Below are 26,660 nucleotides of genomic sequence, written 5' to 3'. Positions count from 1 at the left end.
GGTGGCGCCGCAGGATCCGGGCTATTGATCGCCAAGCGGCGAATAGTTTCCTTCGTCTGCTATAGATGAAGTGATGTCTAGCAAGCGGGGGTCGCTAAGTCCATGTCGTGACTGCGTCGGTTTCGTAGGTCGCATCTTCTGTTCGTCGATGGTGCGCGCAACGATGATAAACGGCGCACCCACAAGACAAGAAGTCGCCGTGTTGCGCCGCATTGATCTCTCATCGGTTAAAAAATGAAAACAAATATGCATGTTGTATATGATTACCGGTACGTAATTGCGTGCAGCAGTCTGCCGGGCGAATTCAAGCGCGAATTTCGCAAGCTTGTTAGGGGCAAAGTCAACTGGAAGTATGATCGGCGAACTGGTACCAGTTACCCAGTGTCGCCCGAAACACAATGCCGTCGCGTGGCGGAACTTCTGGATGGCTTTGAGACGTTGCGCGCTGGTGGTTTTGCTCCGCAAACGCCGTGGAACTTTCAGGGTAAGCATTTAAGCTATCTTATTGCTCAGTGGTCGGCGCAGGAACCAGGCTGGTACGACCTAGCCAAACTCGTACATTGGCGCCAGTTTCTGCTTTGGATCAAAAAGCGCACGCTCCTTGCGCTGCTGAATTCTACTGCGAGAGCAGATGCATCGTGTGACCACAACGCACCCCATGAGGTCGCTGTTGTGCAGGCCTGGCGCGGGGCAGCTATCCCCGTGCTCTCATATGACAAGGCGCTGTCAGCGTTGACGGAACATCGCGGCAATCTGCGCAAGGCGGCGCGGGTGCTTGGTACGACACCGCGTGCTGTCGCTCAGGCCTTCACCGAAGACCGTCCATCAGAAAAGCAGGTTCCCGCTGGTATTCGGATCTTGAAGTGATCCTTGACTTCACATTGCGCTGGTTCACCAATCCCCCATGCGTCACACTAGATGTCGCCTCTGAATTTTCTTAATTTGAAGAACTCAGAGGTGCAGGTTGAATGCCAAACAGACGTATTCTGTCGAATTCAGGGAGCAGGCGCTGGCAAAGGTCCTGCAACGAGGCAACCGGTCCGTAGGAGCGGTTGCCTCGGAACTGAACATGAAGGTATTAACCTTGAGGAAGTGGATCCGCGTGTCTAACGCCGCAAACCGCAACCCGGGGCCAGTCGATGCACGGCGCCCGGAAGACTGGTCTTTGGAAGAGCGCCTGCTGGCCTTGCAGCAAAGCCATGGACTGAGCGACGAGGCGCTGAACGCGTGGTGCCGTGAACGGGGTCTGTTTGCCCATCATCTGGACCAGTGGCGCGCCCAGTTCTGTTCGGCCGGCACCGCGAGCAGCGCACGTGCAAACGCTCCAGAGATGCGCGAACTGAGACAGGCCAACGCGCAAGTGCAGGGCGAACTGAAACGCAAGGAAAAGGCTTTAGCGGAGGCAGCCGCGTTGCGGGTACTTTCAAAAAAGTATCGGGCGCTGTTCGGGGACGAGGACGAATGACCTCCCTTGAAGAGCGCGCGACATTGCAGGAGCTGATCGGTGAGGCGATTACAGCCGGGGCTCGTCAGGCATGCGCATGTGCCATTCTGGGGTTGAGCGCGCGCACCGTGCAGCGCTGGCAAAGCGGCGGTCCTGAAGCGGTGGATGGTCGCACCTTGCGCCATCATGATCCTGCTCACAAGCTGTCGGCCGATGAGCGAGTTGAACTATTGGCAGTGGCCAATTCGGTCATCTGCCACCGAGCCAGACCGTGCCGCGCCTGGCCGACCAGCACCGCTACGTCGCCTCGGAATCGACGTTTTACCGAGTGCTACGCGAAGAGAAACAGCTCGCCTACCGGCGCAGTGAACGACCGGCCTGCGCCCGCAGCAAGCCACGTGCTGTACGTGCCGATGCGCCCAGTCAGCTGTTTAGCCGGGACATCGCCTACTTGCCGACGACGGTTCGCGGGCAGTATTTCTATCTCTATCTGTTCATGGACGTGTACAGTCGGATGGTCGTCGGTTGGCAGGTCTACGCCGAAGAGAGCAGCGCCCAGGCCAGCGAACTCCTAAAGGATCTATGCATGCGTGAAGGGATCAAACCGGGCCAGGTGATCCTGCATTCGGATAGTAAGAATACGGGTACCAGATGTTTCCGGGCAGTCACCGTTTCGAAACACGGAGCTTTCGGGAGAGGTCTGGTGCCGTAAAGCGTTCCGGGCGACCTGACTCCCATTCCGATCGACTCAATGTCTTTCCCTTGACCCGTCGGTCCTCTGGAACTGCCGAACGGCGAGGTTTCACCTCGTCGATACGTGTGACTCAAGAAGGGCCTGACGCCCTGTCACTTTACTGTCTTGTCCAGGTACTCGATGCCGGTGAGATCGCCCGAACCCCATCGGCAACCGGAGCGAGGCTGTATGAAAGAAGAACAGACTATGGCTGGCCGTCGGAGCATCGTAGGCGGCGTTGATACGCATAAGGACCTGCATTTCGCGGCTGTCGTTGACGAACATGATCGCCTTCTCGGCAGCGAATCCTTCCCAACCACGCGGCACGGCTACAAGCAGATGTTGCTTTGGATGCGCTCATTCGGTGAGGTTGTCCGGGTCGGCGTGGAGTGCACCGGGAGCTATGGCGCGGGCTTACTGCGCTACCTACAGCGGGCACACGTAACCGTGTTGGAGGTCACCGCGCCGGATAAAAGCGACCGGCGCAAACGTGGCAAGGACGATACGCTGGATGCCTACAACGCGGCTCATGCTGCCTTCGCCGGTGTGCGGACGGTCACGCCCAAGACGCGCGACGGCATGATTGAATCGCTACGCGTTCTGAAAGTCTGCCGGAAGACGGCCATTTCGGCGCGGCGCGTTGCTTTGCAGCTGATCCACAGTACCATCATCAGCGCGCCCGATGAGTTACGTGAATCACTACGCGCGATGACACGAATGCAGCTCATCCGAACACTAGCTGCGTGGCGTCCGGATCTGTCCGACTATCGCAACCTGACCTCTGCTTGCCGAATTGCACTGAAGTCACTGGGACGTCGGTATCTGGAGTTGCACGACGAGATTGCCGACCTCGACGTCATGATCGCGACGCTTGTGGACGAACTTGCCCCCGATCTTGTCTCGCGAAATGCGATTGGTTACGAGTCGGCTTTGCAACTGTTACTGACCGCTGGCGACAACAGCGACCGGCTTCAGTCAGAGGCGAGCTTCGCCGCCCTTTGTGGCGTGAGCCCCGTCCCGGCGTCTTCCGGTAAGGTGACGCGACATCGACTAAATCGTGGTGGGGATCGCGCAGCAAACAGCGCCTTGCACATCATTGCCATCGGTCGCTTAAGAACCGACGCTCGCACAAAGGCCTATGTGGCCAAACGCGTCAGCGAGGGGCATTCGAAACTTGAAGCGATCCGCTGCCTCAAGCGCTATATCGCCCGGGAGGTCTATTACGTAATCCAGCATCGCAACCGCCAGATCACACAGACTCAAATTGCCCCTTGACCTTTAGAAGGGCGTCAACGGCGGCCCGATGAAGGGCGCCACGATGCTCGCCACCCTGCAGGCTTTGGGTGTCATGCCGTCATTGAGTCGACCGGGCGTGAGCAACGACAACCCGTTATATGTTGCGGTCGAAGATATGTAGCGCGAGGCGCAGAACGCCGGGATTCACTGAGACGATCCCGACGCGCAGACGGCACATATTTTTTTAAGAGATTCTGGCTATATTTCCCGGAGAAACGTCATCAATGACGGCAAGTCACGTTGTCGCAAACGGTCCTACGGTTGCCCGGAGACATCAACGCTTGCTAGCGCTTTTGCCTTCATTCCCAAATCAACCTCAGCGTAGATATTCGTTGTGTCCAGCGAGACATGCCCCAGCCACGCCCGGATTGTATTGATGTCGACACCGCTACGCAGCATATGGACGGCAGTCGTGTGGCGGATGTTGTGCGGGCTAATCCGCTTGGCCTGCATGGATGGCATTTCTGCCGATAAAGCGGGCAAGCGAATGGATGGTCCCAAGGCGCTGGTTGCGCGTCACGCCGGTGCAATGCCGTTTCCGTTCCAGATAGTCCAGGAACTGCCGCACGACCGATAGATCGTCGACAGTCATCTTGTCGATGGCGACGCCGGTACGCTTGCTTGCAAATGGCAAGAGCAGTGTCAGCGTGTCGCGGTAGCTCGCCTGCGTGTTGCGAGACAGATTGCGTTCACCGACCAGATATTCGAGGAGGAAACGGCGAATCCATGTGCCAAGTAGATTCTTGTCAATCATGATTGGCCTCCGCAGGCTGCGTAGCTCGCGAAGAGCCGGCTGGCTTCTTGAAGCAACTCCGGAGTCATTTGCAGATAACGCTGGGTCGAGCTAATCTCAACGTGTCCGAGGTACGTTGCCAGTTGCGGCAACAGACGTTGCACATCCCGGCCGGACCGGTACCAGGCAATCACTCTGTGGACGGCTGCCGTATGCCGACTATGTCTCCGAAGACATAAGGCAGAGGATTTTTTGGTTACCGACCGCGGGCTGATCTTGATCGGCTCCGTTATGCCTCTGCGGCCGCGATCGCTAACCAAAAATCCTCTGCCATATGTGATCAATCACATATCCCGTTCTCGGAATCGTTGTTCAAAACACTGAAGTATCGGCCGGCCTATCCGATGCAGCCGTTCGACACGCTATTTGCCGCGCGCGCCTGGGTCACCGGGTTGGTACGCTGGTACAACCACGAACATCGTCACAGCGCGATCCGTTTCGTCACGCCTGCCCAACGGCACACCAACCTCGACAAGCAGATCCTCGATCGTCGCGAGACGCTCTACGAGGCGGCAAAGCAGCGCAACCCGCTACGACGGAAAGGCCCCACGCGAAACTGGAAGCGCGTACACACGGTCCATCTGAATCCCGATCAGACCGACAACTTCGAACTCATCAAACGCGACCCCCGACAGGAGCCAAAAGCCGCCTGAATTTAATCGTCGAGGCGACATCTAGCTTGAAAATTTCCGCCAATATTACATCGGAGAAACCACAACGTCTTCGCAACTGCTAGCGTTCGGCGCCTTGCCGCTTTGGGCATACCTAAACCACAAAGGTAAGCGCTACCTTGATCACGAAACCCCTTGGCTCGGGCGTCTCCACCTCTGCGGCCCGGCAGAGAAGGGGAGAGGCTGGTGTCAGGCGATCTGCACCGGCACCTCGCTCGCTTTGCGGCTCTAAGCCTTCAGTTCTTCCGGGCGTCGAGCTTAATCCAGATCGCTCGGGATATAGCGGGTCCAAAACATTGTGCCAGGGAGGTGTCACGATGAAATCGGGCATAATATCTGGCATGGGCCATTATCGTGCGGCGAGATTTGACTGCGCCAGCGCAATAGAGAGGAAAATAATGGAATGGGTTGATGCAGAAACGAATCCGCCGAGCATATACAAAGATTACGTTTGCCTGGCGCAAGGAAGAATCACTATGGCGGCATTCCGCGAGTATATCTACGACGTGAAGCGACCGAATTGGAGCGTCGATGGCGTGACGCATTACCTCAAGGACGTACCTCCATTTCCGGAGGGAGCAGGCGAGTAACGCGCAAACCCTACGTCACGACGCAGCAGAAGATAGGGGCTGACTTGCTGGAATCGTTGCGTTGCAATAGACCGCCCTTCTATAAGCGGGCAGATGTGAAGGCGTTTCCGGGTCAATTGCAACTGTCGTACTCTCGCGGCTCGCGACACCAAGGCACCATTGCCGGCGGGAAATTGGGGTCGCATTTAAGGCAAGTCAGGCATCAATGTGGCCTCTTTCGATATGAGGTGCGTCGCTTGCAGTGCCAGCTACCGTCACATCACGCCAGGCTAGCGCACATGACCTAATTCGCCCCAGGCACGCCGAATGGCAGCGTGCAAAGTCGATCACAGGTCTTCAGCTAGCAAATCGAGCATGAGAGTGCGTCGCCCGTCGCTATGATCCGACTTGCCTGGAGGGTTTTAATCCACCCGCCGGGTGCTCACGGCGGGTATCGGTTGCTACTGAGTCGGCCCTGAACAATTCGTTTCTCGTGCCACCGGCATCACACCATCACGTCGGCGGCAATCCGGCGGTTGATCAGAGCGGCGAGAACGAAGGCGCAAAGAAGCCGCAGCTTCCGGAGGATCATCCGCAGGTTGTAGCCAGCGCCGCACAGCACCGCGTGCATCGCATCGCCGAGCGCGCCTTTGAGCCAGTTCCGATCGAGTTTTCCGTCCATCTTCATATGGCCAATGGCTGGCTCGATCGCGCTGCGCCGCCTGATCATCGCGCGTAGTGTGCGTGTGATGCCGCGCCGCAAACCCGGGTGGTAGATCTTCACGCCGTCGATGGCGACGCCCTTGTAACCACGATCCACGATTACCACCTCGGGCTTCGTGTCACTCAGGATCTCGGCCTGTTCCAGCGCTTCAGCCGGCGTATGCCCGTCGTATGGATTGCCCGGCATCGAGCGCATGCCAACCACCAGCCCTTCCTTGTGTGTTGTCGTGATCGACACTTTCACGCCGAACTCGTAAGGGGTGCGTGCCTTACCCTTGGCCAGACACTCGACTTCCGGCGCGTGCAGCGCATACAGCTTGTTTTTGTCCTTCGGCTTTTGCGACAGGATGCGCTTCGTGCGAGCAACCAGATCCAGCAGCGCCGCATGACCGCTGCCGGCTACCTGGCCGGCCTGTCGTTCCACGTCACGCATGACGCGACCAACCCGGGAGCGCAGCGTGCGCAGTGCCTTTCTCATTCGTTTGAACTGCTTCGCGTGCGCGTAGCGGCCAATCTGCAATGCAAGCCGTGGTGCTTCGCGGTTGTAGTTCTGCCTGAGCTTCAGTCCGTGCCGCGCCGCGGCCTTCACAAGGTGTTCGCGACACCGCTCAAGCAATCGCGAGTCGGTTGGATGGGCAATCGCTTTCTCCATGACCGTGGTGTCGACGATCACCCGCTTCACGCTCGACGCCTTGATCACACCGGCACGTCTGGCTGCGTCGATCGTCTCCGCCAGCAACTCCTCAACGCCGGCTTCGCCCAGGCGCTTCCTCCAGCGCGTCAGGCTCGACGGATCGATCGGTGGCTCAGTCTGCAAGTACGTCTCGCCCGTAAAAACCTGCCAGTAGGGGTTCTCCACCCATTGCCAGACCACCTCTTCGTCGGACAGGTCGAACGCATGCTGCAGATACAGCAGTCCGGCAATCAGGCGCGGCGACGTCGCTGGCCGCCCCTTGTGCGACACGAAGCTTTCTCTCATCAATGCGTCCAGCCGCTCCCAGTTGATCAGATCAGTCAGGCGCACCAACGGATGCTTCAGGTTGATCTGTTCTCGCAGCGGTTGCCGGAAGAAATCTCGCTCAGTTACAGGCGGCTTCGGACCCATCTGCACCTCGTCAGGATTTGCAGGATTCACGCATCAATATGCCAGGTCTCTGCAATTCCCACAACACCGGTTCGGCCCCAAAGCCATGCCATATAAGGCTCACCGGATTGTTCAGGCTCGACTACTGAAGGGGGGGCTGGCAGACAATTTCGACGAGTGCAACACTTTGCTCTTCAACCCGATACGGAAGCCAGCAGCGCATCGCGAATGCCAACAGACTGAGATCAGCCATCTCAGTACAGAAGCGACTTCTCGCAAACTGCCAACCAGTAATATTCCGAGCGGCCCATGGCGTTGGTTCTATTCCTGTAATTTAATAATGATTAGAGTCTTGCATGTGGGGACATGCACCATTCGCTCACGAACCTCGACTCGCAGGATTATCCGGCGAATCGTGCAGCACGCTGCTGGACTGGAAATCGCCGGCCCAGCAGATGCCGGGTACGCTCGGACGCATGTACCTCGATGGTCCTGCCCGGCAGTTTCCCAAGAGACCGTCTAGACGGCGATCTACGCGCGCCATAGTGGAACTGCGTCGCGAGCGCGTCCCCTGTCTGCGGCACCATCGCACCCATCGCATGCCGCCAAGCAGGGTTACGCCCCGGACAGATTCCCCATACGGTGGCCATCCATGTGCGCCAGCCGGAAGTGGAAGGATTGCGCGATGCTATGACATTGGCAGCCGATTTCGTCAAGAGTGCGAAAAGTGCGTCTCTGTCGCCGTGCTGGCCGAACGCACCGGCCGTCTGGTCCTCATGGCTAATGCATCCCCGCTTCCGAGCTCGCGGGCTTCTCTGCCAAACGCAACGCATCGCTGCACCACTACGGCGGAACTCCGCGAACGATCAGGGCAAGGAGATGTCGCGCCACCCAGGGGGCGCCTCCGCTATTAACGCGAAGGCATACGTCAGTAATCCTAACAGGGTGAAAGCAGGGAAAATTCTGGAGCACCACCGGCCTGCTGCGCCAGTATCTGCCCAAGTGTACTGATCTCTCGCTGTGCAGCCGGGATGACCGCGATGACATCGCCGATAGCCTCAATAGCCGGCCTCGTACCACGGATGAATTCCATTCGCCGTTCGAAGTGTTCGCCAGCATGTTTGAACCTGCGTCCCCCTTGGTACTTCCGTTCACCAAGCTCCGTGTTGCACTTCACCTTTTGAGACCGTCGTCAGATACAAAGCTTTTTTGCGAACCGATACTTACCCTTCTCATCATTGGCAAGCCGATGCCGCTTAACGCGAACACTAAGCTCACTTAGCTGGTTGTGAAGGAACCCGGATTCCAGTAGCACTATCCTGATGCAGGTGATTTCCAGCAGAAGTAACTCAACATCAACGCATCGCTTCGAGCGCGCTTCGACAAAGCCTGCAAGCAAAGGCACATCCAGGTCCCGTAGCCGGAGTGGATACGACGAGTTCGCAGCAATGGACTGTTCAAATTCGTGCCAGACCTTGGCCATGATGGCGCGCATCATGTCGTTGCATCCGATCTTGTCGGCGCAACGGCTGACTTGCTCCAGGAATGAGGAATCGGACATGGAAGTCTCTCAGGTGTTGGAAGAATGCTCTTCGATTAGTGCGTCGTCTGCCCAACATGCCAAACCGTGCGCCCCGTCGGATCGGCCGATAGGATAGCCGCTTAGCGCGCCATGTTGACGTTTTGCTAGAAGGCGCGCTGTCGCCCGCGGTAGTTTGCTCGGTGGGCGGCGACGATCGACATCGATATTGTGCAGCGATATATGCCCCTCGAATCTCCCCCTGATCGGCTGGCAGTAGTGTCCAAGAATCATCTGGATGCGGGTAGGGCCGTGTCCGAGCGATTCGCTTAGTTCCACAAGAACCTCATAGGGGGGCATTCCCGCCTCCAGCATTTCGAGTGCGCTCTTGAGCGCATACGTGTAACGAAGCGAATGAAAGCTGGTAGGCCCGACCATACCAGCCCGGCGCAGCAATGCTCTGAGTCGATTCATCGCGGATTTGAGCGTCTTGCCATTGCCAGTAATCAGTTCGAAATTGTGTTCGCGTGCGTACGCGAGCGCGAAACGGATTGCTTCGATCGTCCGCGGGCGCTCGCTCTCAATGATCCGCACTTGCCTCGGCCTTGCGTTTTTCGAGCCACGCATCAGCGGAAGCGTGGAATCGCCGCGCACGAGTGCGTCAAGCCACATCCCGAGATCGCGCGCACACATCAGCGCCTCCTTGCGTCGGAGTCCAAGATGCAGTGCAAGCGATATCATGTGCATAAGCCCCTGGTCTATTTGCTTCGCTTTGCAGATCAAATCGGCAATTTCGGTCGGGTTCATGGCCCGTTTTGTCCCTTTCCGTACTCGTCGAACGAGTTGAAGTTCCTTGTTGTTGCACACCTCGTCAATGTTCCGGCCGGCATGGCGCGATGTGACCCGAACAGCCGAAAATATGTTCGCGAGGGTGCCCGCTGTTTTGCCCTGCGCCACGCAGTATTGGGCGTAGGCATGAATCACCCATTCCGGGATTTCACTGACCGATGCACGTAGTTCCCCCACCTGCCTGGCAAAGCGCAAAAGGCCTGTTGTATCGAACCGCCTGTTCTGCTGTGTTGCAAAGCTGCCGCCAGCTTTTTTGCTGCTTACGGCGGAATTGTGTACCGCCTTTGACATCATGCTCATGAGCTAACTCCCAGCTGTGTCACCCGCATGTCAACTCATGTTCGCCCGCGGGAGGAGGCAAACACGGCCCCAGTCACGATGAGCTCGTGACGGATTCGAAATCGGTTCGGATGTATGCAATGACGGGCGTGGCCTGGGCGAGGCGAGTGCGTACCTACGCAATAGAATTCGGGGGAGGGCCGGGTAATGCGTTGAGCTGTGGGATCCGGTTACGGATAAGCCCTCGGGGAATACAGGTTCTGAATGGGAAAGAGAAGCTCGCGAGCAGAAGCTGCGTTACTGCTGGAGCGGTGAGCGTCTGGTGTCTGACAGAGACACTCCTCCTGCACCCGTTACGGGAGCAGGAGTCGCGATTGGAGCGCTTGCTGTCATCATCGACATCTGAAGATGAATGAAACGCAAGGTTTGCTTTGATGGATGCCGCGATGTGCATCGCGCGACAAAGATGTATCTTCACCGTCGGAAATACGTTGACGGCTTGATCGCGCGGTCAAAAATCGCCCGCGTCCGGGCGGGAGGAGCGTCACAGAGCAACTTCCTGACGCGTCAAAACTTCGTCTCGTTAGAAATTTCCCTGGAGGGCGATCAGTTATCGCCGCGTCAGTGACTGGATGAGACGCGACACCGACTGCGTGTCCGTCTGGGAACAGTGAGAGAGGCATCACTACGGGAGTGACGCGTCGGGAACTTCAGGGCCTTGGACGGACTTGCGCTCTGATTGAGCGGCGTAGATTTTATTCGCGTCACTGCTACTGACTCGAATTTTGAAAATGCCTTGCTTGCGATGGCGCTGAGCCAAGCATGTAACAAAATTGGGCGAAAAACACCCCCAAACCCCCAAAGTAGGGGGTGTCGTGGTCGATGCTCGTGACGTGAGCGAACGTTACTATGGGGATTAGAACACAGCTGCAGCGATAGCAAAAGGGGCCGTCGTTCTGCCGCCGAACGGAGGTTGCCCGCAGCGCACCTAGGATCTTCCGGCGACGTTGAGCTGGCAATATATGGCGCTCTGCGCTTGCACACCGTCCAGCAAGCCAGCGATCGCGTCAATATTCTTTTCCTGATGCCCCTTCCTTGCATGATTGGCGTGCCGGCGGACGCAGGTTAGTGCGAATGGAAGCGAGAGCGGCGCCGCCGTCGGACCATCACCGGTCCCAGCGACCTTTGCGCTGTTCGTCGTCAGTCGGTGAAAGCCGCGGTTTCCCAGCGCGGCATTCAATGCGGGAACAGGTCGCAGCAACGCTCGACGAAAGAAAGCATGCGGCTGCATCCGAAGACGTTCGACTGAAAAGTTGTCGACGCCGGAGATCCTCGCGAAGTCGGCTTCTCCGCGTCGCGCCAGACGGCATATCGCCCACCTATGCTTCTCTCAGTGCTCTATGCTCAGCAAGATGGCCGTCTGAAGTACGGCGATTTGCGCGCCGGCCAGTAGGCCGTTAACGCGTGCTGTCGAGCGAAATCCCCGTCGTCGAGGCTATGGTCGCAATGTGGGCAGTGCAGTTCTCCCGCGTCGGATGCGATAGCGTGGGGTGGCAGTTCTCTTTGGGGCGAAGAGGCGACCCGTGGACGTCGCGCAGCGAGCTGTTCCCTTCGCTCGCGCGCACCACGTTTCATCGACCAAGCTATTCCCAGAAATATTGCATTGAGTCCAATAACGGCCGTGCGATATCCACGCTGATCTCCCGTGGTTTCGGCGTCTTCAGCATAGCACGCTTACCTTGCTCCGCGGGCTTGCCAGGTTCAATGCCGTCAGAGTGTATTTAAGCCTGCGTCCCCGACGCATCGACCTCAGATTGCATAGCAGACCGCATTTCTTCGACCCAGCCTGCCGGCATCGCCGTTGTTCCTATGCCTCCATTTCATATTTGGACGCGGTGCGCGGCATCTCCGATGCAGTGAGTTCTGGCGCCTGTTTTTTTGCGCCACTGCCCTTTGTTTCCCTCGCGCAGTTTTGGCGATCGTCCCCGGCGCGGTGACGCGTAGCGTCGGCTGCCCCGACTCCGCCTTTGACTGCGTCCCGATGGCTGCTAGCCGTCGTTTCCACATTTACTTGTCCGTGGCGCGCGCGGCCCGCTATCCAGCGCACTCAAACGGCAGCGCACCCGCTTGCGCCGCTAAACGCCGCTCGGTGCCCATGCCGCATCGACGAAGTCACGGTTTCGGTACAAGGAAATCAAAAATATACGCTGTCTATGGCTACCGGTACGTGTTTGCCTGCAGCAGTCTGCCACTTGAATTCAGGCAGGAATTCCTCAGGCGCGCCCGGGGTCGGGTCGCCTCGACGTATGATCGGCGCACCGGTGCCACAGACCCGGTGCGAGCGGAAACGCAATGTCGGCGGGTGGCAGAGGTTTGGCGGGATTCGAGGTGCTACGCGCTGGCGGATAGGCGTTACACACGCCGCGAAACTTCTCCAGCGGGCATTTGCGGTTTCTCGTCAGTCTTTGGTCCATGCAGCAACTGACATCTCAGGATGTGGCCGAGAGACTTGAGCATTGGCGCCAGTTTTTATTGTGGATCAGAAAGCGCGTGCTCATTGCCCCGGAAGTTTTCAAGGTAGTTGTCGCCTCGACGATTGGAATTCAGGCTGCTTTTAGCTCCTGGTTTCGGGGTTGCGAGGTCGCGCTGTTTGGGTCAGCCCGATCGGGATTCAGATGAACGACATGAATGCGCTGCCAGTCCCGCGTGGCGCCTTTCCACCGGAGCGGATGACGCCCGCGCGCAGCCTCGTAGAGCATCTTGCGGCGCTCGAGAATGTCCTGATCAAGATTGGCATGGCGCTGGGCCGGTGTCACGAAACGGATCGCACTGTGGCGGTGTTCGTGGTTGTACCAGCGCACCAGTTCTGCGACCCAGGTGCGGGCCGCTAACAGGGTATCGAACGCCTCGAGTGGATAAGCGGGCCGGTACTTCAGGGTTTTGAACAGCGATTCGGAATAAGGGTTGTCGTTGCTCACGCCGGGGCGACTCAACGACGGCATCACGCCCAGGACCTGCAAGGTGGCGAGCATCGTGGCACCCTTCATCGGGCCACCGTTGTCGGAATGCAGAATCACCTGGTTAGGCTGTATCGCCTCACGCGCGCAGAGATCCTTGAGGACCTCGCTGGCCTGGGCACTACTCTCTTCGGCATAGACCTGCCAGCCAACGATCTTGCGGCTGAACACGTCCATGAACAGGTACAGGTAAAAATACTGCCCCCGGATCGTCGCCGGCAAGTACGTGATGTCCCAACTGTAGAGCTGATTCGGCGCGTCCGCGCAAACCGCGCGTGGTTTGCTGCGCGATTTGACCGGCCGCTCGCTACGCCGGTGTGCGAGCTGTTTCCCGGCTTTCAGTACCCGATAGAAAGTGGATTCCGAGGCGATATAGCGTTGCTGGTCGGCCAGGCGAGGGACGATCTGGCTTGGTGGCAAATGACCAAACTCGGCCGAGTTCGCGACTGCCAGCAGTTCAGCGCGCTCGTCGGCGGATAGCTTGTGAGAAGGTTCGTATTGTCGTAACGAGCGCCCATCGACCGCGTCAGGTTCGCCGCTTTGCCAGCGCTGCACCGTACGCGCACTCAACCCCAGCACATGACACGCGCTCGCCTGGCGAGCCCCGGCCATTGTCGCCTCGCTGACCAGGCCAATCAATGTTTTGCGCTCTTCAAGGGCCGTCATTCGGCCTCGCCCTCGAACAGCGCACGATACTTTTTTTGCAGTACCAGCAGTGCCGCTGCTTCAGCCAACGCTTTCTCCTTGCGGTTCAGTTCGCGCTGCAGTTGCACATTGGCCTGCTTCAAATCCCGTACTTCCTGCGCGTTCTCGCGTCGGCTACCGAGTCCGACGACGGCGCAAAAATCCGCGCGCCACTGCGCGAGATGATGAGCAAACAGACCCCGCTCCCGACACCACGCGTTCAATGCTTCGTCGACCAGTCCATGGCTTTCATGCAAAGCCAGCAGCCGTTCTTCCGGAGACCAGTCTTCTGGACGTCTTGCGTGTCCGGAGTCCGGGTTCCGACCCACAGCGGCGCTACCTCTCATCCACTTCCTTAATGTCAGCAAGTTCATGTTCAATTCGTCGGCCACCGATCCAACCGTGCGGCTCCCGCGCTGCAAGACCTTTGACAGCGCCTGTTCCTTGAACTCGACAGAATACGTTTGTTTCGCCTTCAACCTACACCTCTGACTCTTCAAATTAAGAAAATTCAGAGGCGACAACTACTATGACATCGGGGGTGCCCTACTCAATACGACTCTTATCGCAACTGCATCGAGTGTCCAGAATGAATATCCCCGATGCGGCTACCTGTTCGCGACCGGACATTCCGGTGCTTGCGCGCGTTAAGACCATGGAGGCCGTCATGGAGCACCGAGGCAACCTGTGCAAGGCGGCCCGCGAGCTGGGACAGCGACGCATTCCGAGTGTGAAGCCCCCAGGGATAGTCGTCCATACGCCTGGCAGCTTGTTCCGGGGCTCACGATCCTGACCTTACGCTTGACTTTTTCTGGCACTCGATACGCTGGTTTCACCTACGTCAACAAAGGAGAAACCAGCATGCTGATTCAGACAGTCTTCGGGCTGATGGCCGCGTTGTTCTGCGCGTACGTAAGCTTCAACGATAAGCTTTTGCCCGACGACGACCCTTCGAAAGGGCGCACGCTCTCTTCCCGGGAGCGCGGGGAGGACGGCGAGCGGCAGGTGTCAGCTGAGTTGCGGTCGCACCTCGCGCGCCTGTGCGGCGACGACTGGTTAGTACTGGACGGTCTTGTCCTGATTCACGCGCCAGGGAGCACGTTTCCGACCGCCGAAATAGATCATCTGGCGATCACGCCCTTCGGAATTTTCGTGATCGAAACGAAGCATCGGACCGGTGTCGTGTCACGTGGCGAAACCGATGAGACGGTGACGCTGACGACGGTTGATGGTCAGCGGCTCGTGCGCACGTCGCCACTCCGGCAGAACGCGGCAAAGGTGCGGTTTCTGCGCGAGTTGCTTGCACCTCGCCTGTGGATCGTCGAAGGGCTAGGCGTCTTTTCGCATGAAGCGGCAATGGTAGCACCCACGCTTCCAGCGGCGCTGCTCGAGCGTAGCGAACTTTACCGGCACCTGAGGGTACGCCAGCAGCAGTTTGCGCGCACCGGGACGGGGCGCCTTCCCATTCGCAAGATCGCCGACGTGATTCTGCAACACGCAGACACGCGTCCGGACGCCCTCGCTGAGCACCGACGACGCATACAGGAGCCTGGCGTGCGCGAACAAGGCTGAGTCGGACCAACGCTGCTGATATGGGGGGATAAACCGCGCTCGCCGCTTCTCCTCCCCGCCATCATCCGTTCAGGCAACCTAAACCACACACTATTCACATACGGCCAGACATTCGCAACCGCAAACGCCACCATAAAGCAATTGCGGGCGCATGTCGCCAGAACGACGTCGCCAGCCACCGCAATCAGTCACAGTAATCAGAAAGAGGCTGACGTCAGCGAGCTCCGCCAGGTCATTCACGCGCAGTCCGCGGTCCACTGCCTAACGCACCAGCCGCATGCAACCAGCACATGCAGATGACGCTGTCAGGAATCTCTGACGATACTGGCAAAAAAAGTCCTTCCAGCCGATCGAGAATCACGTCTCGACGATCGGCCACACGAAGAGCAGCGCCGGATGTCACACGGATACGTCACGATTGCGCCCATCATGATCGAGAGTTCGGTAAGCATAAGCGATGCCGCTGTGCCGGACAGTCGCTCATGCGTCTGCTGGAATAACTCGTGCTGACGACTCCGCTGCCGTCTTTTGCGCAAGCCTTTGCGGCGTAGGTCAACGCCCGTCCATTTCCCTACACGATGGCAGCAGCAGCGCTCACTCACTTTCTGCGGCATACGGAGCGCCTCGCATCAAACTTCCGTTGGGACAAGACTCATTTCCGCCGGTATTCTCTCAGCCGGTCGGGACCCGTGCTTGGGGGCTAGGCCGAATGGCACTTACTTAAGCCAGCGTGGAGGAGAAGACGCGGGTAAGTACTTGAAGAGAAACGGAGGAGGCTGATCCAGGGATTGATAGGATGGTTGTTACCAAGCAAACACCCGTCTCATTCCAAGGACCAGCCCCCATGGATCGTAATGCACGAAGTCATCACAGGCAAACACCAGGCGGCGTTCAAAGCCGGGCACGCAGGGCACAGGCGGTTGATTACTTCAACATACTGACGAGCCCTGGGCTGTTGGACATAACGGAAGCGCATTTGCCAGAACATCGGGAACGGCTGTATCCGCCGACGGTGACACTGTCGATGTTCATGCGCCAGGCGCTGGAAGAGGACGCCTCCTGTCAGAAGGCGGTCAACGGGTGGGCTGCGCAGCGAGCTGCCGACGGGCTGCGACCCATGAGTGTGCGTACAGGAGGCTACTGCCGCGCTCGCCAGAGACTGCCGCTGACGATGGTGCGGGAGTTGACGCGCGAGACAGGACGTCAACTGCACGAGCAGGCCAGACCGGCCTGGACGTGGCGCGGGCGCCCGGTCAAGCTGGTTGACGGGACAGGGATCTCGATGCCCGATACGCCGTCGAACCAGGCCCGCTTCCCGCAGTCCAGTTCTCAGGCCGAAGGAGTGGGATTTCCGTTAGCCTATCTGGTTGCGGTGATCTGTCTGGCAAGCGGCGCCGTGCTGGAGGCGGGTGTCGGAACGTACGCGGGCAAAGGCAGCGGGGAGCTGACGGCGTTTCGCATGCTGCAAGATACGTTTCGCAAAGGTGATGTGATCGTCGCCGATGCCTTGTACTGCCACTACTTTCTGATGGCCTCAATGATCGCCGCCGGAGTGGATGTCGTGATGGAACAGCATGGGGCGCGCCGCACCGACTTTCGGCGAGGCAAGTCGCTGGGCATGCGCGATCACATTGTGACGTGGCCCAAACCCCGGCAGCGTCCCGACTGGATGACGCGTGAGCAGTACCAGGCCTTCCCCGATGAACTGATGGTGCGCGAGTCCAGGCTGCATCACCGGGTGCTGGTCACCACGATGCTTGATGCACGCAAGACCAGCAAACAGGACCTCTCGCAGTTGTACGCCAGGCGTTGGAACGTGGAACTGGATCTACGCAACATCGAGACGACGATGGGTATGGAGGTACTGCATTGCCAGACTGCCCACATGAACGAGAAGGAGATCTGGGTCCATCTGCTGGCCTATAACGTGATTCGGTTGCTGATGGCTCAGGCCGCGAGCCACTATGCCACCGATCCGAGAACACTGAGTTTCAAACCCACCGTGCAGTTATGGACTGAATGGCTGGCCCGAGGTCTGGCAGCAACCCACGACCAGAGTCTCCTGTTCTACCTGATCGCGCAGTCTTGCGTTGGGAATCGCCCCGGTCGCATCGAACCACGAATGCGCAAACGAAGACCGAAGTCTTACCCATGGCTGAAAGAGCCTCGTCACATCGCACGCGAGCGCGTCCGAAAATATGGGCACGCGCCACGGGCTTAAGTAAGTGCCATTCGGGCTAGGCCCTGAATACCCGGCAGTGGCGACGTCGTGATTCGTTGCTTACTGCGGCTGCGTGCTCGACAGGGCTACGGTTTTCCGAGGCTCGATGTCAATTTGCGTTCTTTATATTGCGTGCGACGGTCGACGCACCGAGCTGTCTTGACTTCTCATTGATCCCGGCAAGATGAATTCACCGAAAGAGAATTCATCGAGTCATGCAATCCAAAACAGTGTATTGCCGCAGTCCCGGCGTGAGCGAAGGTTACGCGGAACGCAGATGCGGTTTTAAAGGCGTTCGCGACAACCCTCCCGATGGCGTTCGCCACAACATCCGCAATTCTGGGCGCGTCGCAGATTTCCCGCTTGGCCGGGTTTGCATTCGAGCTCGTGGTGCGTCTGGCTGTGCGCTGCTCAATCCGGCTTCGAGCCAGTCGGAGGGCGTCCTCCGATGAAGCCGAAAGCAACGATTGCGCATGAACAACATCGATTCAAGCGGCCTGCGCCGCTCGCTGACGCTGAAATAGCGCATCTCGAAAAGGTGGTCTGTTACTTGGTCAATAGCCGCATGGGCGATGCTTCGGAATACTTCGGCCCATCATATTGGCTCGGTCGCATCGCAGGCATCGGTGACCAGTTTCAGCTCGTGCCTGCCCAGCAGCAACGTCTTACAGCGCTGCGGACAATGCTTGTGGGTGCAGCATCGTTAGAACCGGCGGCGTGTCGGCATAAGTGCCGCGCATGTAACCAGTGGCATCCGGCTATCCCGTCCGGTGTATGATTCGCAACTTCGGCAATCACGCGGGTAAGATCAACACGGTCTTACAGATCTGGGCCCCGGATCTGTCGGAGATGAACGATGCGGTTCGCTGCCGCGCCGGCTCTCCACGAAAACCGCGGACGTACTGCGCCCAGCAAACCGCCGGGCTGATTGGAAAGCTGCGCAGCGCCAATCGTTTTGGGCGGCACATTGACTCAGGTCTTTTGTTACCGGTCTGAGCTCCTTGATTCAAGTATTTTGCCTCTTTTGAATTTTGAGTGGGTAGGTTTGGCGGGTCAAGGACGGACGTAAGGCCGGCGAAGCGAATCCTTGAGGCGCCCAGAATTGATAAGCTGTGGTATAGCGCTCGCCCGACAGGGGATCGAGTATGTTGTGTAGTTTTTCTGAAAAATCAAGGAATTGCCGACGACGTTGCGTTACAGCGCGGAGTTTCTTGAATCGGTTCGGATAACCGAGGGTTGCCCGGGTGGGGATTAAAATGTAAGCAAGGTTATGGGCGCCGGTGGGCGATTTTTCGGTCATGCTGAAGCCTTTTAAGTCTGTCCAAATGGAGATTTAGGTTTTGCCCTGTCTATATGTCGGCAAGGGTTATCGCAGCATCGGCTCGGACGACGCTACGCCTGAAATGGAGGCCATTTCCGTTAGCCTTTCCTCGTAAGTCGGGGACACTTGCCCGTCAGGCGGCACTCGGTTTTCGGGCAGCGGTTCGTACATGCCTCGCCAATAAAGCAGAGCGCGGCAAAGCTGCGGTTTCTGCCCAATCTCCTTCCGCAAAGGCTGCGGGCCATCGAAGGGTTTGGTCCTTTTCCATGAAGCGGTAGCGTTGTCTCCCACGCCTCCAACGGCACTGCTCGAGCGTCGCGGACTTTACCGGCACCTAAGGGTACGCGAGCAATAGTTTGCGCCCACCGGGACAGGGCGTCTGCCCATTCGCGTTGGTGACCGACGTGATGCACGTGACATCCAGGCACGCGCTCTGACTTCTTCGTCGAGCACCGGCAACGCATACAGGAGGCCCGCACGCGCAGAAGAGGCTGAGCTCGCTCTAACTCTGCTGATATGGGGAGCGGTGAGCCGCGCTCACCGTCTCCTTTTCCTGACCACCATCCACCGCGGCGACTTGAAGCGCACGATACTCACGTAGAGCCAGACATACGTCCCGGCGAACACCACCACGAAGCAGAACAGATGCAGCGTATGCCGCCAGAACAGCGTGGCCGGCACGACCGCGATCAGACACAGCAGCCACAAATACGGGGACGTCAGCGAGTTACGCCGCGTCAATTCACGTGCGGTACGCGCGCCGACCGCCCAGCGCATGAGCCGTTTGTACACCAGCATATGCAGATGCACGCCGTCGGGAATGCCCGGCGACATGCCGCGAATGAATTTCTTCCGGTAGATCGAGAAGCAGGTCTCGAAGATCGGATACATGAACAGCAGCACGGGATACCACGCCGATACGTCGCGATTGCGCATCACCAGCATGATCGACAGTTCGGCCAGCATGAAGCCGATGAAATACGCGCCGCCGTCGCCGAGAAAGATCAGCCCCGCTGGGAAATTCCAGATGAAGAAGCCGAGCACCGCGCCCATCATCATGAACGAGGCGGACAGCACGATCGGATCGGACACCTGGAACGCGACGTAGGCGAGCGAGGCGAACATCATGAACGCGACCATCGACGCGAGTCCGTTGAAGCCGTCGATGATATTGATCGCGTTGGCGAGCGCGGCAACCGCCAGCACCGTGACCGCGCAGGAGATCACCGCGTACGAGAGCAGGAAGTCAAGCGGCGGCACGCTGATGCGCGTCACGGCGATGTTCAGCAGGAAATAGGCGAGCGCGGCCGCGGCCATCGTGCAGACCAGCCTTGCAAGCGGCGACACGCGCTTGGTCAGGTCTTCGACCAGACCCGAGCCGAAGGCCGGCATGCCGCACGCAATCAGCCCGAGAATGCCGCCTGACACGGCGGGATACGCGTGATGCAACTGCACGGCGGAGACGATCAGCCCGAGCAGAATCCCGGTCCCACCGATGCGCGGCACCGGGCGAACATGGAATTTCTGCACGCCGGCCAGATCGGTGTCGGTGGAGAATTTTTCATGCAGATGCGCGTAGCGCACGATCAACAGCGTGATCAGCAGTGAAACGAGAAAGCCGAGCGCAAAACTAAGCATGAAAGTGGGCCTGAGCGAAGACGCCGAATTATACAAACGAAACGCGCAACGCCCGGAAAACGAGCGGTGCCGCGTAGTCGCACGAATATCCCAGATAGTGAGGTGAAAGACACTCGCAAACGCCCGCCGGTCATGGATTCCACCTATTTAGCAGGGTTCGTGCGAGGTCGTTAACCTGGATGCGGCGAAGAGTAAGTCACGCGCAAAAAAAGACGGCGCGCGCGCCTGCCAATCTGTTCCGCCGCCGATCGGCAAGACGTTCCGGAGACCCAATGCTAAATAACATCACAATTCGTGGCGGCCTGACGCTGGTGATCAGCGTATTCGTCGCTTTCCTGCTGACAGTGATCGGTGTCGGCTATGGCGCGCTCAAGCTCGCCAACAGCAGCCTCGACGACACGCAGCGTAGTGCGGCCGCGCTGTCGCATCTGAAGGCAAGCTCCGAGAAGCTGCTGCAAGTGCAACTCGCATTGGGTTCGTATCAGACGCTCTTTAGCGTCGGCAAGCAGACCGATGACCTGTTGCCGGCCGCGCACAAGGTGCTGGTCGAATCGAACAAAGACTTCCGCAATTACATGGCCGGTCCGTTCGCGGACGAGAACGAGCAGAAGCTCGCGCAAAACGTGGAGCAGGCACGCGGCGCGCTGGTCGATAAGGCGATCGAGCCGGAGTTCAAGGCGCTGGCCGACTTCGATTTCAATACCTTCCGCAACATTCAGGGCGAGACGGCGAACGGCTTTTACGCCACCTATTCGAAAGCGATCGACGCGCTCGAACATTCGCGGATCGACAGCCAGCATCAGCAAGCCCAAACGGCCGCGCAGCGCTTCCAGATCGCGACGCTGCTGTTCGCCGCAATCGGCGCTATCGCGCTCGTGATCGGCGTGGCGGCGCGCATTGGTTTGTCAGTGGCGTTGATCAAGCCGGTCAACGCAACCGTCAAGCACTTCGAGCGCATCGCCGCCGGTGATCTGACTGTCGCCATCAAGATCAAATCGCGCAACGAAATGGGCCAGCTGCTGGGCGCGTTGACGAAGATGCGCGACGGCCTCGTCGAAACCGTGTCCAAGGTGCGCGGCAGCACGACGGCGATCACACAAGGGGCAAACGAGATTGCGTCGGGCAATGCGGATCTGTCTTCGCGCACCGAGCAGCAGGCAGCGGCGCTTCAACAGACCGCCGCGAGCATGGAGCAGTTGTCGGCCACCGTGAAACAGAACGCGGACAACGCGAAGCAGGCAAACCGGCTCGCGCACGGCGCGCTCGACACGGTCACGCGTGGCGGCAAAGTGGTCTCGCGTGTCACTGAAACGATGGATGGGATCAGCGAGTCGTCGCGCAAGGTGACCGAAATCATCGGCATGATCGAGGGGATTGCGTTTCAGACCAACATTCTGGCGTTGAACGCCGCGGTGGAAGCGGCGCGCGCCGGCGAGCAGGGGCGTGGCTTCGCGGTCGTGGCTTCGGAAGTGCGCAGCCTCGCACAGCGCTCGGGTGCGGCGGCGAAGGAAATCAAGGAACTGATCGGCGAATCGGCCGCCAAGGTTCAGGAGGGTGCCTCCCTCGTGTCCGACGCGCAGAAGACGATTCACGAAGCCATGAGCGCCGTCGAGCGAGTGACTGGCGTGATGAACGAGATCGAGGCGTCCGCACTCGAACAGAGCGACGGTATCGAACAGGTCAACAAGGCCGTCTCGCAGATCGACGAAGTCACGCAACACAATGCGGCGCTCGTGGAAGAGGCAGCTGCGGCGGCGAAGTCGCTGGAAGAGCAGGCGACCATATTGCGCGACGCCGTGGCGGTATTCCAGATGGCGTAATGGCAGAGGGGCCGCGCTCGCGTTGTTCGCGAGTGCCGGTTTTAACAGGGCACTAACAGCAATTTAAATAAGAAATCCTAAGTGTTAGATTTTGTAAAATGTGCCCATATGTGTGGCATTTTATGTTTTTGTGGTACGTCGATTGCTTGCCAAAAGAACAATTTCCCGACGCAATGCTTGGCAGGAAATTTATTCCGTACAGCAAAATGTTGGGCTATAGATACCTTGCAGTAAGGTTTCGAAATTTTGTCCGTGCGCGAGCGCACAGAGCGATGCGTCTCGTTAAGGGATATTGTGTGTTGAATCCGATCCGAGGAATGTCCTCGACTCCGGCGACGCGCATGGGGCGCATCAATTCACAGCGGACAACTATCGAGCCCAAAAGTCATGCAGAGGTCCTCAGCAGTAGATCCGGATAGTTCCGGGAGCGTACCAAGCGATTACTCGTGTGTGTTGTGCGGCGCCGGCCCGGCAGGAATGGGCTTCCTGTTCTACGCGTTCAAGAGCGGCAAGCTGGCAGAGGTGGCCAGAAACGGGCTGCTGATCATCGACAAACGCGCGAGCCTCGGAGCAGGCAAGCTCGGCGACTATGTAAACGTTACAGGCAACTCGGTCGCCAAATCTTTCCTCGCGTGCCTCGAGCACGAACGCTTCGACGAGGTGTTCGGCGACATCCGCGAATACAACGAGTTGCATAGGAAACTGGCCGCGGACCCCGACGGTGCGCCGCTGCTCTCCGAGGTCGGCGAACTGCTCACGCTGGCTGCCGAGCGACTCATCGAGCACCTCGTCGAACATTTCGACGTCGATGTACTGCGCGGACACGAAATCGATGCGATTCGTCGCGACCGGGACGGCCGCTTCGAAATCGCTTATCACGACACGCGCAGACCCGCGGCACGCCGGATGGTGATTAGCGACACCGTCGTGATGAATCTGGGCGGAACGCAGCGCGTCGAAGAGGTCGATGATCTGTGCCGCACGCTGGACATTCCATTGCCGGGCAACGGCGTCATCACCTGCACGTCGGATGAACTGCTTCGCCTCACGAGCACGCAACTGGTCGACACCTTCGCGCCCGTGTTCGCCCCTGCCGCGGCCCGGCGTATGAACCGGATCACGATCATCGGCGGCTCGCATAGCGCGTTCACGATGACCGAGCGTCTTGCGACTGATCTCGGCGGCGCCGGACTCGATGAAATCGCCATCATTCATCGCTCGCCGATCCGGCTGTTTTTTGAAACCGAGGAGGAAGCGCGCGCATGGGGTTATATGGTCGACCCAGTCAACGATATTTGCCCGATCACGCGGCGCGTGAACCGTTCGAGCGGTCTGCGCTACCGCGCATTCGAGATTGCATGTTCGGTGATGTCGCAAGGTCGCGTCGCGGGAACGAAGCCGCGTGTCGAATTGATCGATGCCGCCTCCGGGGAAGGCGAGCGCGCCCGTGCTGCCACCTGTCTCACGCAGTCATGTGGCGTGGTTCATAGCGCCGGCTATGGGCCCAACATGTCCGTACTGGTCGACCATCGAGGGGCGGAGATTCCTCTGCTGTTCCGCCAGGGCGGCATCGAGGTCGACAAATTCGGCCGTCCGCTCGACACTAACGGCAAAGTGATACGCGGACTCTTCACGTTTGGGCTGGGTTCCGGTTTTCGGCCCGACCCGGAGATCGGGAGCGAGGCCGCATTCACCGGACGAATCCATGGCGTCTGGATCTTTCATCATGAAATCGGCAGGCGGATTCTGACCGGAGTTCTGAAAGCGTTGGCCGAGAAGGCTGTTGCACAGGAAGCGGAAATGATCGCGACGGCGGATGACGACACACATGCCGGGGGCCGGCCACGTCGCGGTCGAGCGGACCATCGCCGCTGACTGACGGGCAAGCATGTCCACTCAGCACCACACTGGCTCACCGACTCGAGTCGCTGAGATAGGGCGGGTTCGTTCGCTTTATGTCGTCCCATAGACCTCCTTAATAAACTGGACATGTTGTGAATCCACACTACGACCTATTGACACTTCAGCTAACATCGGGGTCCTTTCGGTCTGCAGCAAAGTGACATTGGCGTCCAGCGTTTCAACGAACGTTCAACGCAAATAAGTCCTCTTATATCCGCCGATCGTGCGGGCTATTCCGCCAGCATTATTGGCGCGACCTTCTTTGGCGGCTATGCTGCACTGCGACATCGAATGCAACGCGATGACCAATGCGAAGCTTTGATCGTCTCCATTACCGCTTCTGTTTGCCGACCGCGCGAATGAGGGCAATGCATCGTCATTGGTTCCTCGATTCGAGCGAGGCCTGCCGTACCAAGGCGGGCTGCGATACTTACGTGAGGGAAATGATGACGACATTCCAGTCATACCGCCGTGGCAACCGTCTGTTCGAGGCGCTCCCAACGCATGAATGGGACGCAATACTTCCTCATCTTGAACTCGTCGAATTGAGTCCGGGGCAACTGCTGTCGAAATCCGGTGAACTCATACGAACCGTCTATTTTCCGGCCACAGCGATCGTGTCTCTGCTGCAAACCATGGAAAACGGCAGTTCGGTGGAAATTGCCGCGATCGGCAGGGATGGCACGACAGGCGTGCCGATCCTGACGGGCGGAGACACCATGCCAGCCAGCGTTCAGGCTCAATGCCGGGGTTTCGCTTATCGAATCAGCGCTACAGCACTGCGCGAAGCGTTGCGCAATTGCGCTTCGCTGCGCTCACTGATGCTGCTATACATGCAGGCCCTGCTCACGCAGGTCGCACAGACTGCGGCGTGCAACAGGCTGCATCGACTGGACGAGCAACTGTGCCGGTGGCTGCTGGTCGATATCGATCGTTCGGGCACAAGCGATTTGCAAGTCACGCAGCAACTCATTGCCGACATGCTCGGCGTGCGTCGTGAAGGCGTGACTGAGGCCTCCGGCAAGCTTTGCGAAGCCGATCTCATCCATCACAGCCGTGGCCGTGTGCGGATCCTCGATCGGACCGGACTTGAGGCGCGCTCATGCGAATGTTATGAGATCGTGAAACGCGAATTCGATCGGCTATTGCCGCGTATCAACGCGATGGAAGTCACGCGCTGAGGGTTTTGCCGTATTCACAAATCGAATTGAAGTCTGGGACGGCCAGCAGTATGTTGCGTGTTCGCACAGATTGCTGGCCTTGCGGAACTATAAAATGTGGCGAGCACCTGGCTTCAGGGAGCCTGACGCCGGTATCGGAAAGAGTAGGCTTGCCGCTCACGTGTCGTGATATTGGTAAGCTCGCGATTGATCGGCCGCGGTGCTTGTAGCGCAAGAAGAAAGAAGGCCTGGAGACAAATGGTCAGGCACTGGCCAACGAAATACCGTGCCGTGGTCCGTGTGCTCGGGATCGTGCGCGGCAGTTTCCCGCTCCTGCGGAGAGCTATTCGCGCGTGTCAGCAATCACTCTCGCGCGGAGCGCCCGCCCGCGACTCGTCGGCCTACTGCCCTTGCATAGGCCGCGCGATCTGATCGGAAGTTGCCGTTCGTCGTCTGCTTTGTCTGTCAAACTGTCATTACGCGGCGGCCTGCAGTTCTTGCCTCGCGTCGCACTACATCCGCGCTTTCGCCGACTTTGCCATGCTCGTATGCGCGGCTGGCTTCACGCTGTGACCTCCAACGGGCGCGATCATCCGCAGCCGGCTGGTGCCTGATGTCGCATCCACTGCCACGCCATACGCGTACTGCTTCAGTTGGGCCGTTTTCCGACCTGGTCGCGATTCTAGTAAAGTATGATGATTGGCGCGCTAACCGCCGCGTCATACCATCGCTGCTGCCTGTGTGTCTTTGACGTTCTACCGGCTGCGCGCGGTGACTTCCGGTGAATCGCGAAGGAGGTGAATCGTTATAAATTCAATCTCGCCTCAATTGAAAGGACCAGGTAAATGTCGAGCGTTTTGACACATTTTTTATGCTTCATATTCGGCGTGGTGATTGGCGTTTTCGTATGCGCATTATGTGTCGCACGTTCCAGAACGCCACGAGACGATAACTAACTCTTTCTTTGGGACGCGCAGGCAGCCTGCGTCCCGATGCGCATCGGCAGGGGCATCTGCCGCAAACCATGAAGGCCGCGCCGATCATCGCGACGACGCAGACGCGGCTCTCAGCAAAAGAAATGGCCGGCAATCGGCGATAAGGCCGAACCCCGGCAACGCCATGTGGTGGAGACACGGGCAACGCGAACACTGCAAGCGTTGCCCGACCGCCGAAGCTCTCCTCCTTACCCCCGTTAGTGCGGGAGAAAGCGTGTATGTTGCTTTCCGCACTGAAACAAGATTTCTAGAACCCTACACTAAGCTGGTTGCATCTGTTCGCGGCGCTGGAAGTCGCGATGGAAAGCTATATCAAAGCTGCTTACCGACGTCCCGTGGACGCATCGTTCAACGGATGTCAGCCAGACTC

19 protein-coding genes and 2 pseudogenes are annotated in these 26,660 nt (G+C 58.5%); 13 read left to right on the top strand and 8 right to left on the bottom strand.

All coding sequences use genetic code 11. The features are described from left to right. Positions 1–234: 234 nt before the first annotated feature. The 4 genes from B0G74_RS15860 (at position 235) to B0G74_RS15845 (ending at position 3,452) form a co-directional block, all read left to right on the top strand. Positions 235–867: a hypothetical protein gene (locus tag B0G74_RS15860; RefSeq protein WP_243658196.1), complete on the top strand. Its 633-nt coding sequence runs from the start codon at positions 235–237 to the stop codon at positions 865–867. 97 nt (positions 868–964) lie between these two features. Continuing rightward, positions 965–1,465, top strand: a complete 501-nt coding sequence (locus tag B0G74_RS15855) for a transposase (RefSeq protein WP_132375839.1) — start codon at positions 965–967, stop codon at positions 1,463–1,465. 250 nt (positions 1,466–1,715) lie between these two features. After that, positions 1,716–2,156: a DDE-type integrase/transposase/recombinase gene (locus B0G74_RS15850; protein ID WP_165923862.1), complete on the top strand. Its 441-nt coding sequence runs from the start codon at positions 1,716–1,718 to the stop codon at positions 2,154–2,156. Between the two features lie 228 nt (positions 2,157–2,384). Beyond that, complete coding sequence (locus tag B0G74_RS15845) at positions 2,385–3,452, top strand: IS110 family transposase (protein ID WP_132376962.1); 1,068 nt, start codon at positions 2,385–2,387, stop codon at positions 3,450–3,452. 276 nt (positions 3,453–3,728) lie between these two features. Here the strand turns inward: B0G74_RS15845 and B0G74_RS46635 are convergent, their stop codons facing one another. Then, a complete protein-coding gene (locus B0G74_RS46635) occupies positions 3,729–3,872 on the bottom strand; it encodes a hypothetical protein (protein ID WP_243658266.1) in 144 nt (47 codons plus the stop codon). A gap of 34 nt (positions 3,873–3,906) precedes the next feature. Continuing rightward, positions 3,907–4,227: a site-specific integrase gene (locus B0G74_RS46630; RefSeq protein WP_243658195.1), complete on the bottom strand. Its 321-nt coding sequence runs from the start codon at positions 4,225–4,227 to the stop codon at positions 3,907–3,909. A 332-nt stretch (positions 4,228–4,559) separates the two neighbouring features. Between B0G74_RS46630 and B0G74_RS15830 the strand changes: the two are divergent. Next, positions 4,560–4,919 (top strand): annotated as a pseudogene (locus B0G74_RS15830) (integrase core domain-containing protein); the annotation flags it as partial. A 416-nt stretch (positions 4,920–5,335) separates the two neighbouring features. Beyond that, on the top strand, positions 5,336–5,527 hold the full coding sequence (locus tag B0G74_RS15825) for a hypothetical protein (protein ID WP_132375836.1): 192 nt from the start codon (positions 5,336–5,338) through the stop codon (positions 5,525–5,527). Between the two features lie 484 nt (positions 5,528–6,011). Here the strand turns inward: B0G74_RS15825 and B0G74_RS15820 are convergent, their stop codons facing one another. From B0G74_RS15820 to B0G74_RS15810, 3 genes are all read right to left on the bottom strand, one after another. Beyond that, a complete protein-coding gene (locus B0G74_RS15820) occupies positions 6,012–7,334 on the bottom strand; it encodes an IS5 family transposase (RefSeq protein ID WP_132376961.1) in 1,323 nt (440 codons plus the stop codon). Between the two features lie 1,171 nt (positions 7,335–8,505). Then, entirely contained in the window at positions 8,506–8,874 is a 369-nt protein-coding gene (locus B0G74_RS15815) for a hypothetical protein (protein ID WP_132375835.1), read from the bottom strand. Positions 8,875–8,883: 9 nt separating this feature from the next. After that, the gene (locus B0G74_RS15810; protein ID WP_132375834.1) at positions 8,884–9,981 is read right to left on the bottom strand and encodes an integrase domain-containing protein; all 1,098 of its coding nucleotides are present in this window, start codon (positions 9,979–9,981) and stop codon (positions 8,884–8,886) included. A 391-nt stretch (positions 9,982–10,372) separates the two neighbouring features. Between B0G74_RS15810 and B0G74_RS45770 the strand changes: the two genes are divergently transcribed. Further along, a complete protein-coding gene (locus B0G74_RS45770; protein ID WP_165923860.1) occupies positions 10,373–10,588 on the top strand; it encodes a hypothetical protein in 216 nt (71 codons plus the stop codon). Between the two features lie 1,975 nt (positions 10,589–12,563). Here the strand turns inward: B0G74_RS45770 and B0G74_RS15800 are convergent. Beyond that, positions 12,564–14,140 (bottom strand): annotated as a pseudogene (locus B0G74_RS15800) (IS3 family transposase). A gap of 382 nt (positions 14,141–14,522) precedes the next feature. On the opposite strand from B0G74_RS15800, the gene B0G74_RS15795 reads away from it, so the two are divergent. The 3 genes from B0G74_RS15795 to B0G74_RS15785 all read left to right on the top strand — a co-directional run bounded on the left by B0G74_RS15795 (position 14,523) and on the right by B0G74_RS15785 (position 18,232). After that, positions 14,523–15,233, top strand: coding sequence for a nuclease-related domain-containing protein (locus B0G74_RS15795; protein WP_132375833.1), 711 nt, complete (start codon positions 14,523–14,525; stop codon positions 15,231–15,233). Positions 15,234–16,077: 844 nt separating this feature from the next. Next, a complete protein-coding gene (locus B0G74_RS15790) occupies positions 16,078–17,454 on the top strand; it encodes an IS4 family transposase (RefSeq protein WP_132375832.1) in 1,377 nt (458 codons plus the stop codon). Positions 17,455–17,902: 448 nt separating this feature from the next. Further along, positions 17,903–18,232, top strand: a complete 330-nt coding sequence (locus B0G74_RS15785; protein ID WP_132375831.1) for a hypothetical protein — start codon at positions 17,903–17,905, stop codon at positions 18,230–18,232. A gap of 228 nt (positions 18,233–18,460) precedes the next feature. Here B0G74_RS15785 and B0G74_RS15780 read toward each other — a convergent pair whose 3' ends face one another. Both B0G74_RS15780 and B0G74_RS15775 read right to left on the bottom strand, forming a co-directional pair. Then, entirely contained in the window at positions 18,461–18,754 is a 294-nt protein-coding gene (locus tag B0G74_RS15780) for a hypothetical protein (protein ID WP_132375830.1), read from the bottom strand. Positions 18,755–19,312: 558 nt separating this feature from the next. Then, the gene (locus tag B0G74_RS15775) at positions 19,313–20,413 is read right to left on the bottom strand and encodes a glycosyltransferase (protein WP_132375829.1); all 1,101 of its coding nucleotides are present in this window, start codon (positions 20,411–20,413) and stop codon (positions 19,313–19,315) included. A gap of 272 nt (positions 20,414–20,685) precedes the next feature. Between B0G74_RS15775 and B0G74_RS15770 the strand changes: the two genes are divergently transcribed. The 3 genes from B0G74_RS15770 to B0G74_RS15760 all read left to right on the top strand — a co-directional run bounded on the left by B0G74_RS15770 (position 20,686) and on the right by B0G74_RS15760 (position 25,316). Then, the gene (locus tag B0G74_RS15770) at positions 20,686–22,233 is read left to right on the top strand and encodes a methyl-accepting chemotaxis protein (protein ID WP_132375828.1); all 1,548 of its coding nucleotides are present in this window, start codon (positions 20,686–20,688) and stop codon (positions 22,231–22,233) included. A gap of 477 nt (positions 22,234–22,710) precedes the next feature. Beyond that, positions 22,711–24,108 (top strand): malate:quinone oxidoreductase, encoded by a 1,398-nt coding sequence (locus B0G74_RS15765; RefSeq protein ID WP_243658194.1) that lies wholly within the window; start codon positions 22,711–22,713, stop codon positions 24,106–24,108. Positions 24,109–24,581: 473 nt separating this feature from the next. After that, positions 24,582–25,316: a Crp/Fnr family transcriptional regulator gene (locus tag B0G74_RS15760; RefSeq protein WP_121308590.1), complete on the top strand. Its 735-nt coding sequence runs from the start codon at positions 24,582–24,584 to the stop codon at positions 25,314–25,316. The last annotated feature ends 1,344 nt before the right edge of the window (positions 25,317–26,660 follow it).

Source organism: Paraburkholderia sp. BL9I2N2 (assembly GCF_004339745.1).
Taxonomy (GTDB): Bacteria; Pseudomonadota; Gammaproteobacteria; order Burkholderiales; family Burkholderiaceae; genus Paraburkholderia.
Note: the sequence above shows the minus strand (reverse complement) of the source record. Positions and strands in the feature narration are given on the sequence as shown.

Coding starts and splice junctions, on each gene's coding strand:
- B0G74_RS15860 (WP_243658196.1), top strand. CDS start 235: ATGAAAACAAATATGCATGTTGTATATGATTACCGGTACGTAATTGCG.
- B0G74_RS15845 (WP_132376962.1), top strand. CDS start 2,385: ATGGCTGGCCGTCGGAGCATCGTAGGCGGCGTTGATACGCATAAGGAC.
- B0G74_RS46635 (WP_243658266.1), bottom strand. CDS start 3,872: ATGCTGCGTAGCGGTGTCGACATCAATACAATCCGGGCGTGGCTGGGG.
- B0G74_RS46630 (WP_243658195.1), bottom strand. CDS start 4,227: ATGATTGACAAGAATCTACTTGGCACATGGATTCGCCGTTTCCTCCTC.
- B0G74_RS15825 (WP_132375836.1), top strand. CDS start 5,336: ATGGAATGGGTTGATGCAGAAACGAATCCGCCGAGCATATACAAAGAT.
- B0G74_RS15820 (WP_132376961.1), bottom strand. CDS start 7,334: ATGGGTCCGAAGCCGCCTGTAACTGAGCGAGATTTCTTCCGGCAACCG.
- B0G74_RS15815 (WP_132375835.1), bottom strand. CDS start 8,874: ATGTCCGATTCCTCATTCCTGGAGCAAGTCAGCCGTTGCGCCGACAAG.
- B0G74_RS15810 (WP_132375834.1), bottom strand. CDS start 9,981: ATGAGCATGATGTCAAAGGCGGTACACAATTCCGCCGTAAGCAGCAAA.
- B0G74_RS45770 (WP_165923860.1), top strand. CDS start 10,373: ATGAAACGCAAGGTTTGCTTTGATGGATGCCGCGATGTGCATCGCGCG.
- B0G74_RS15795 (WP_132375833.1), top strand. CDS start 14,523: ATGCTGATTCAGACAGTCTTCGGGCTGATGGCCGCGTTGTTCTGCGCG.
- B0G74_RS15790 (WP_132375832.1), top strand. CDS start 16,078: ATGGATCGTAATGCACGAAGTCATCACAGGCAAACACCAGGCGGCGTT.
- B0G74_RS15785 (WP_132375831.1), top strand. CDS start 17,903: ATGAAGCCGAAAGCAACGATTGCGCATGAACAACATCGATTCAAGCGG.
- B0G74_RS15780 (WP_132375830.1), bottom strand. CDS start 18,754: ATGACCGAAAAATCGCCCACCGGCGCCCATAACCTTGCTTACATTTTA.
- B0G74_RS15775 (WP_132375829.1), bottom strand. CDS start 20,413: ATGCTTAGTTTTGCGCTCGGCTTTCTCGTTTCACTGCTGATCACGCTG.
- B0G74_RS15770 (WP_132375828.1), top strand. CDS start 20,686: ATGCTAAATAACATCACAATTCGTGGCGGCCTGACGCTGGTGATCAGC.
- B0G74_RS15765 (WP_243658194.1), top strand. CDS start 22,711: ATGGGCTTCCTGTTCTACGCGTTCAAGAGCGGCAAGCTGGCAGAGGTG.
- B0G74_RS15760 (WP_121308590.1), top strand. CDS start 24,582: ATGACGACATTCCAGTCATACCGCCGTGGCAACCGTCTGTTCGAGGCG.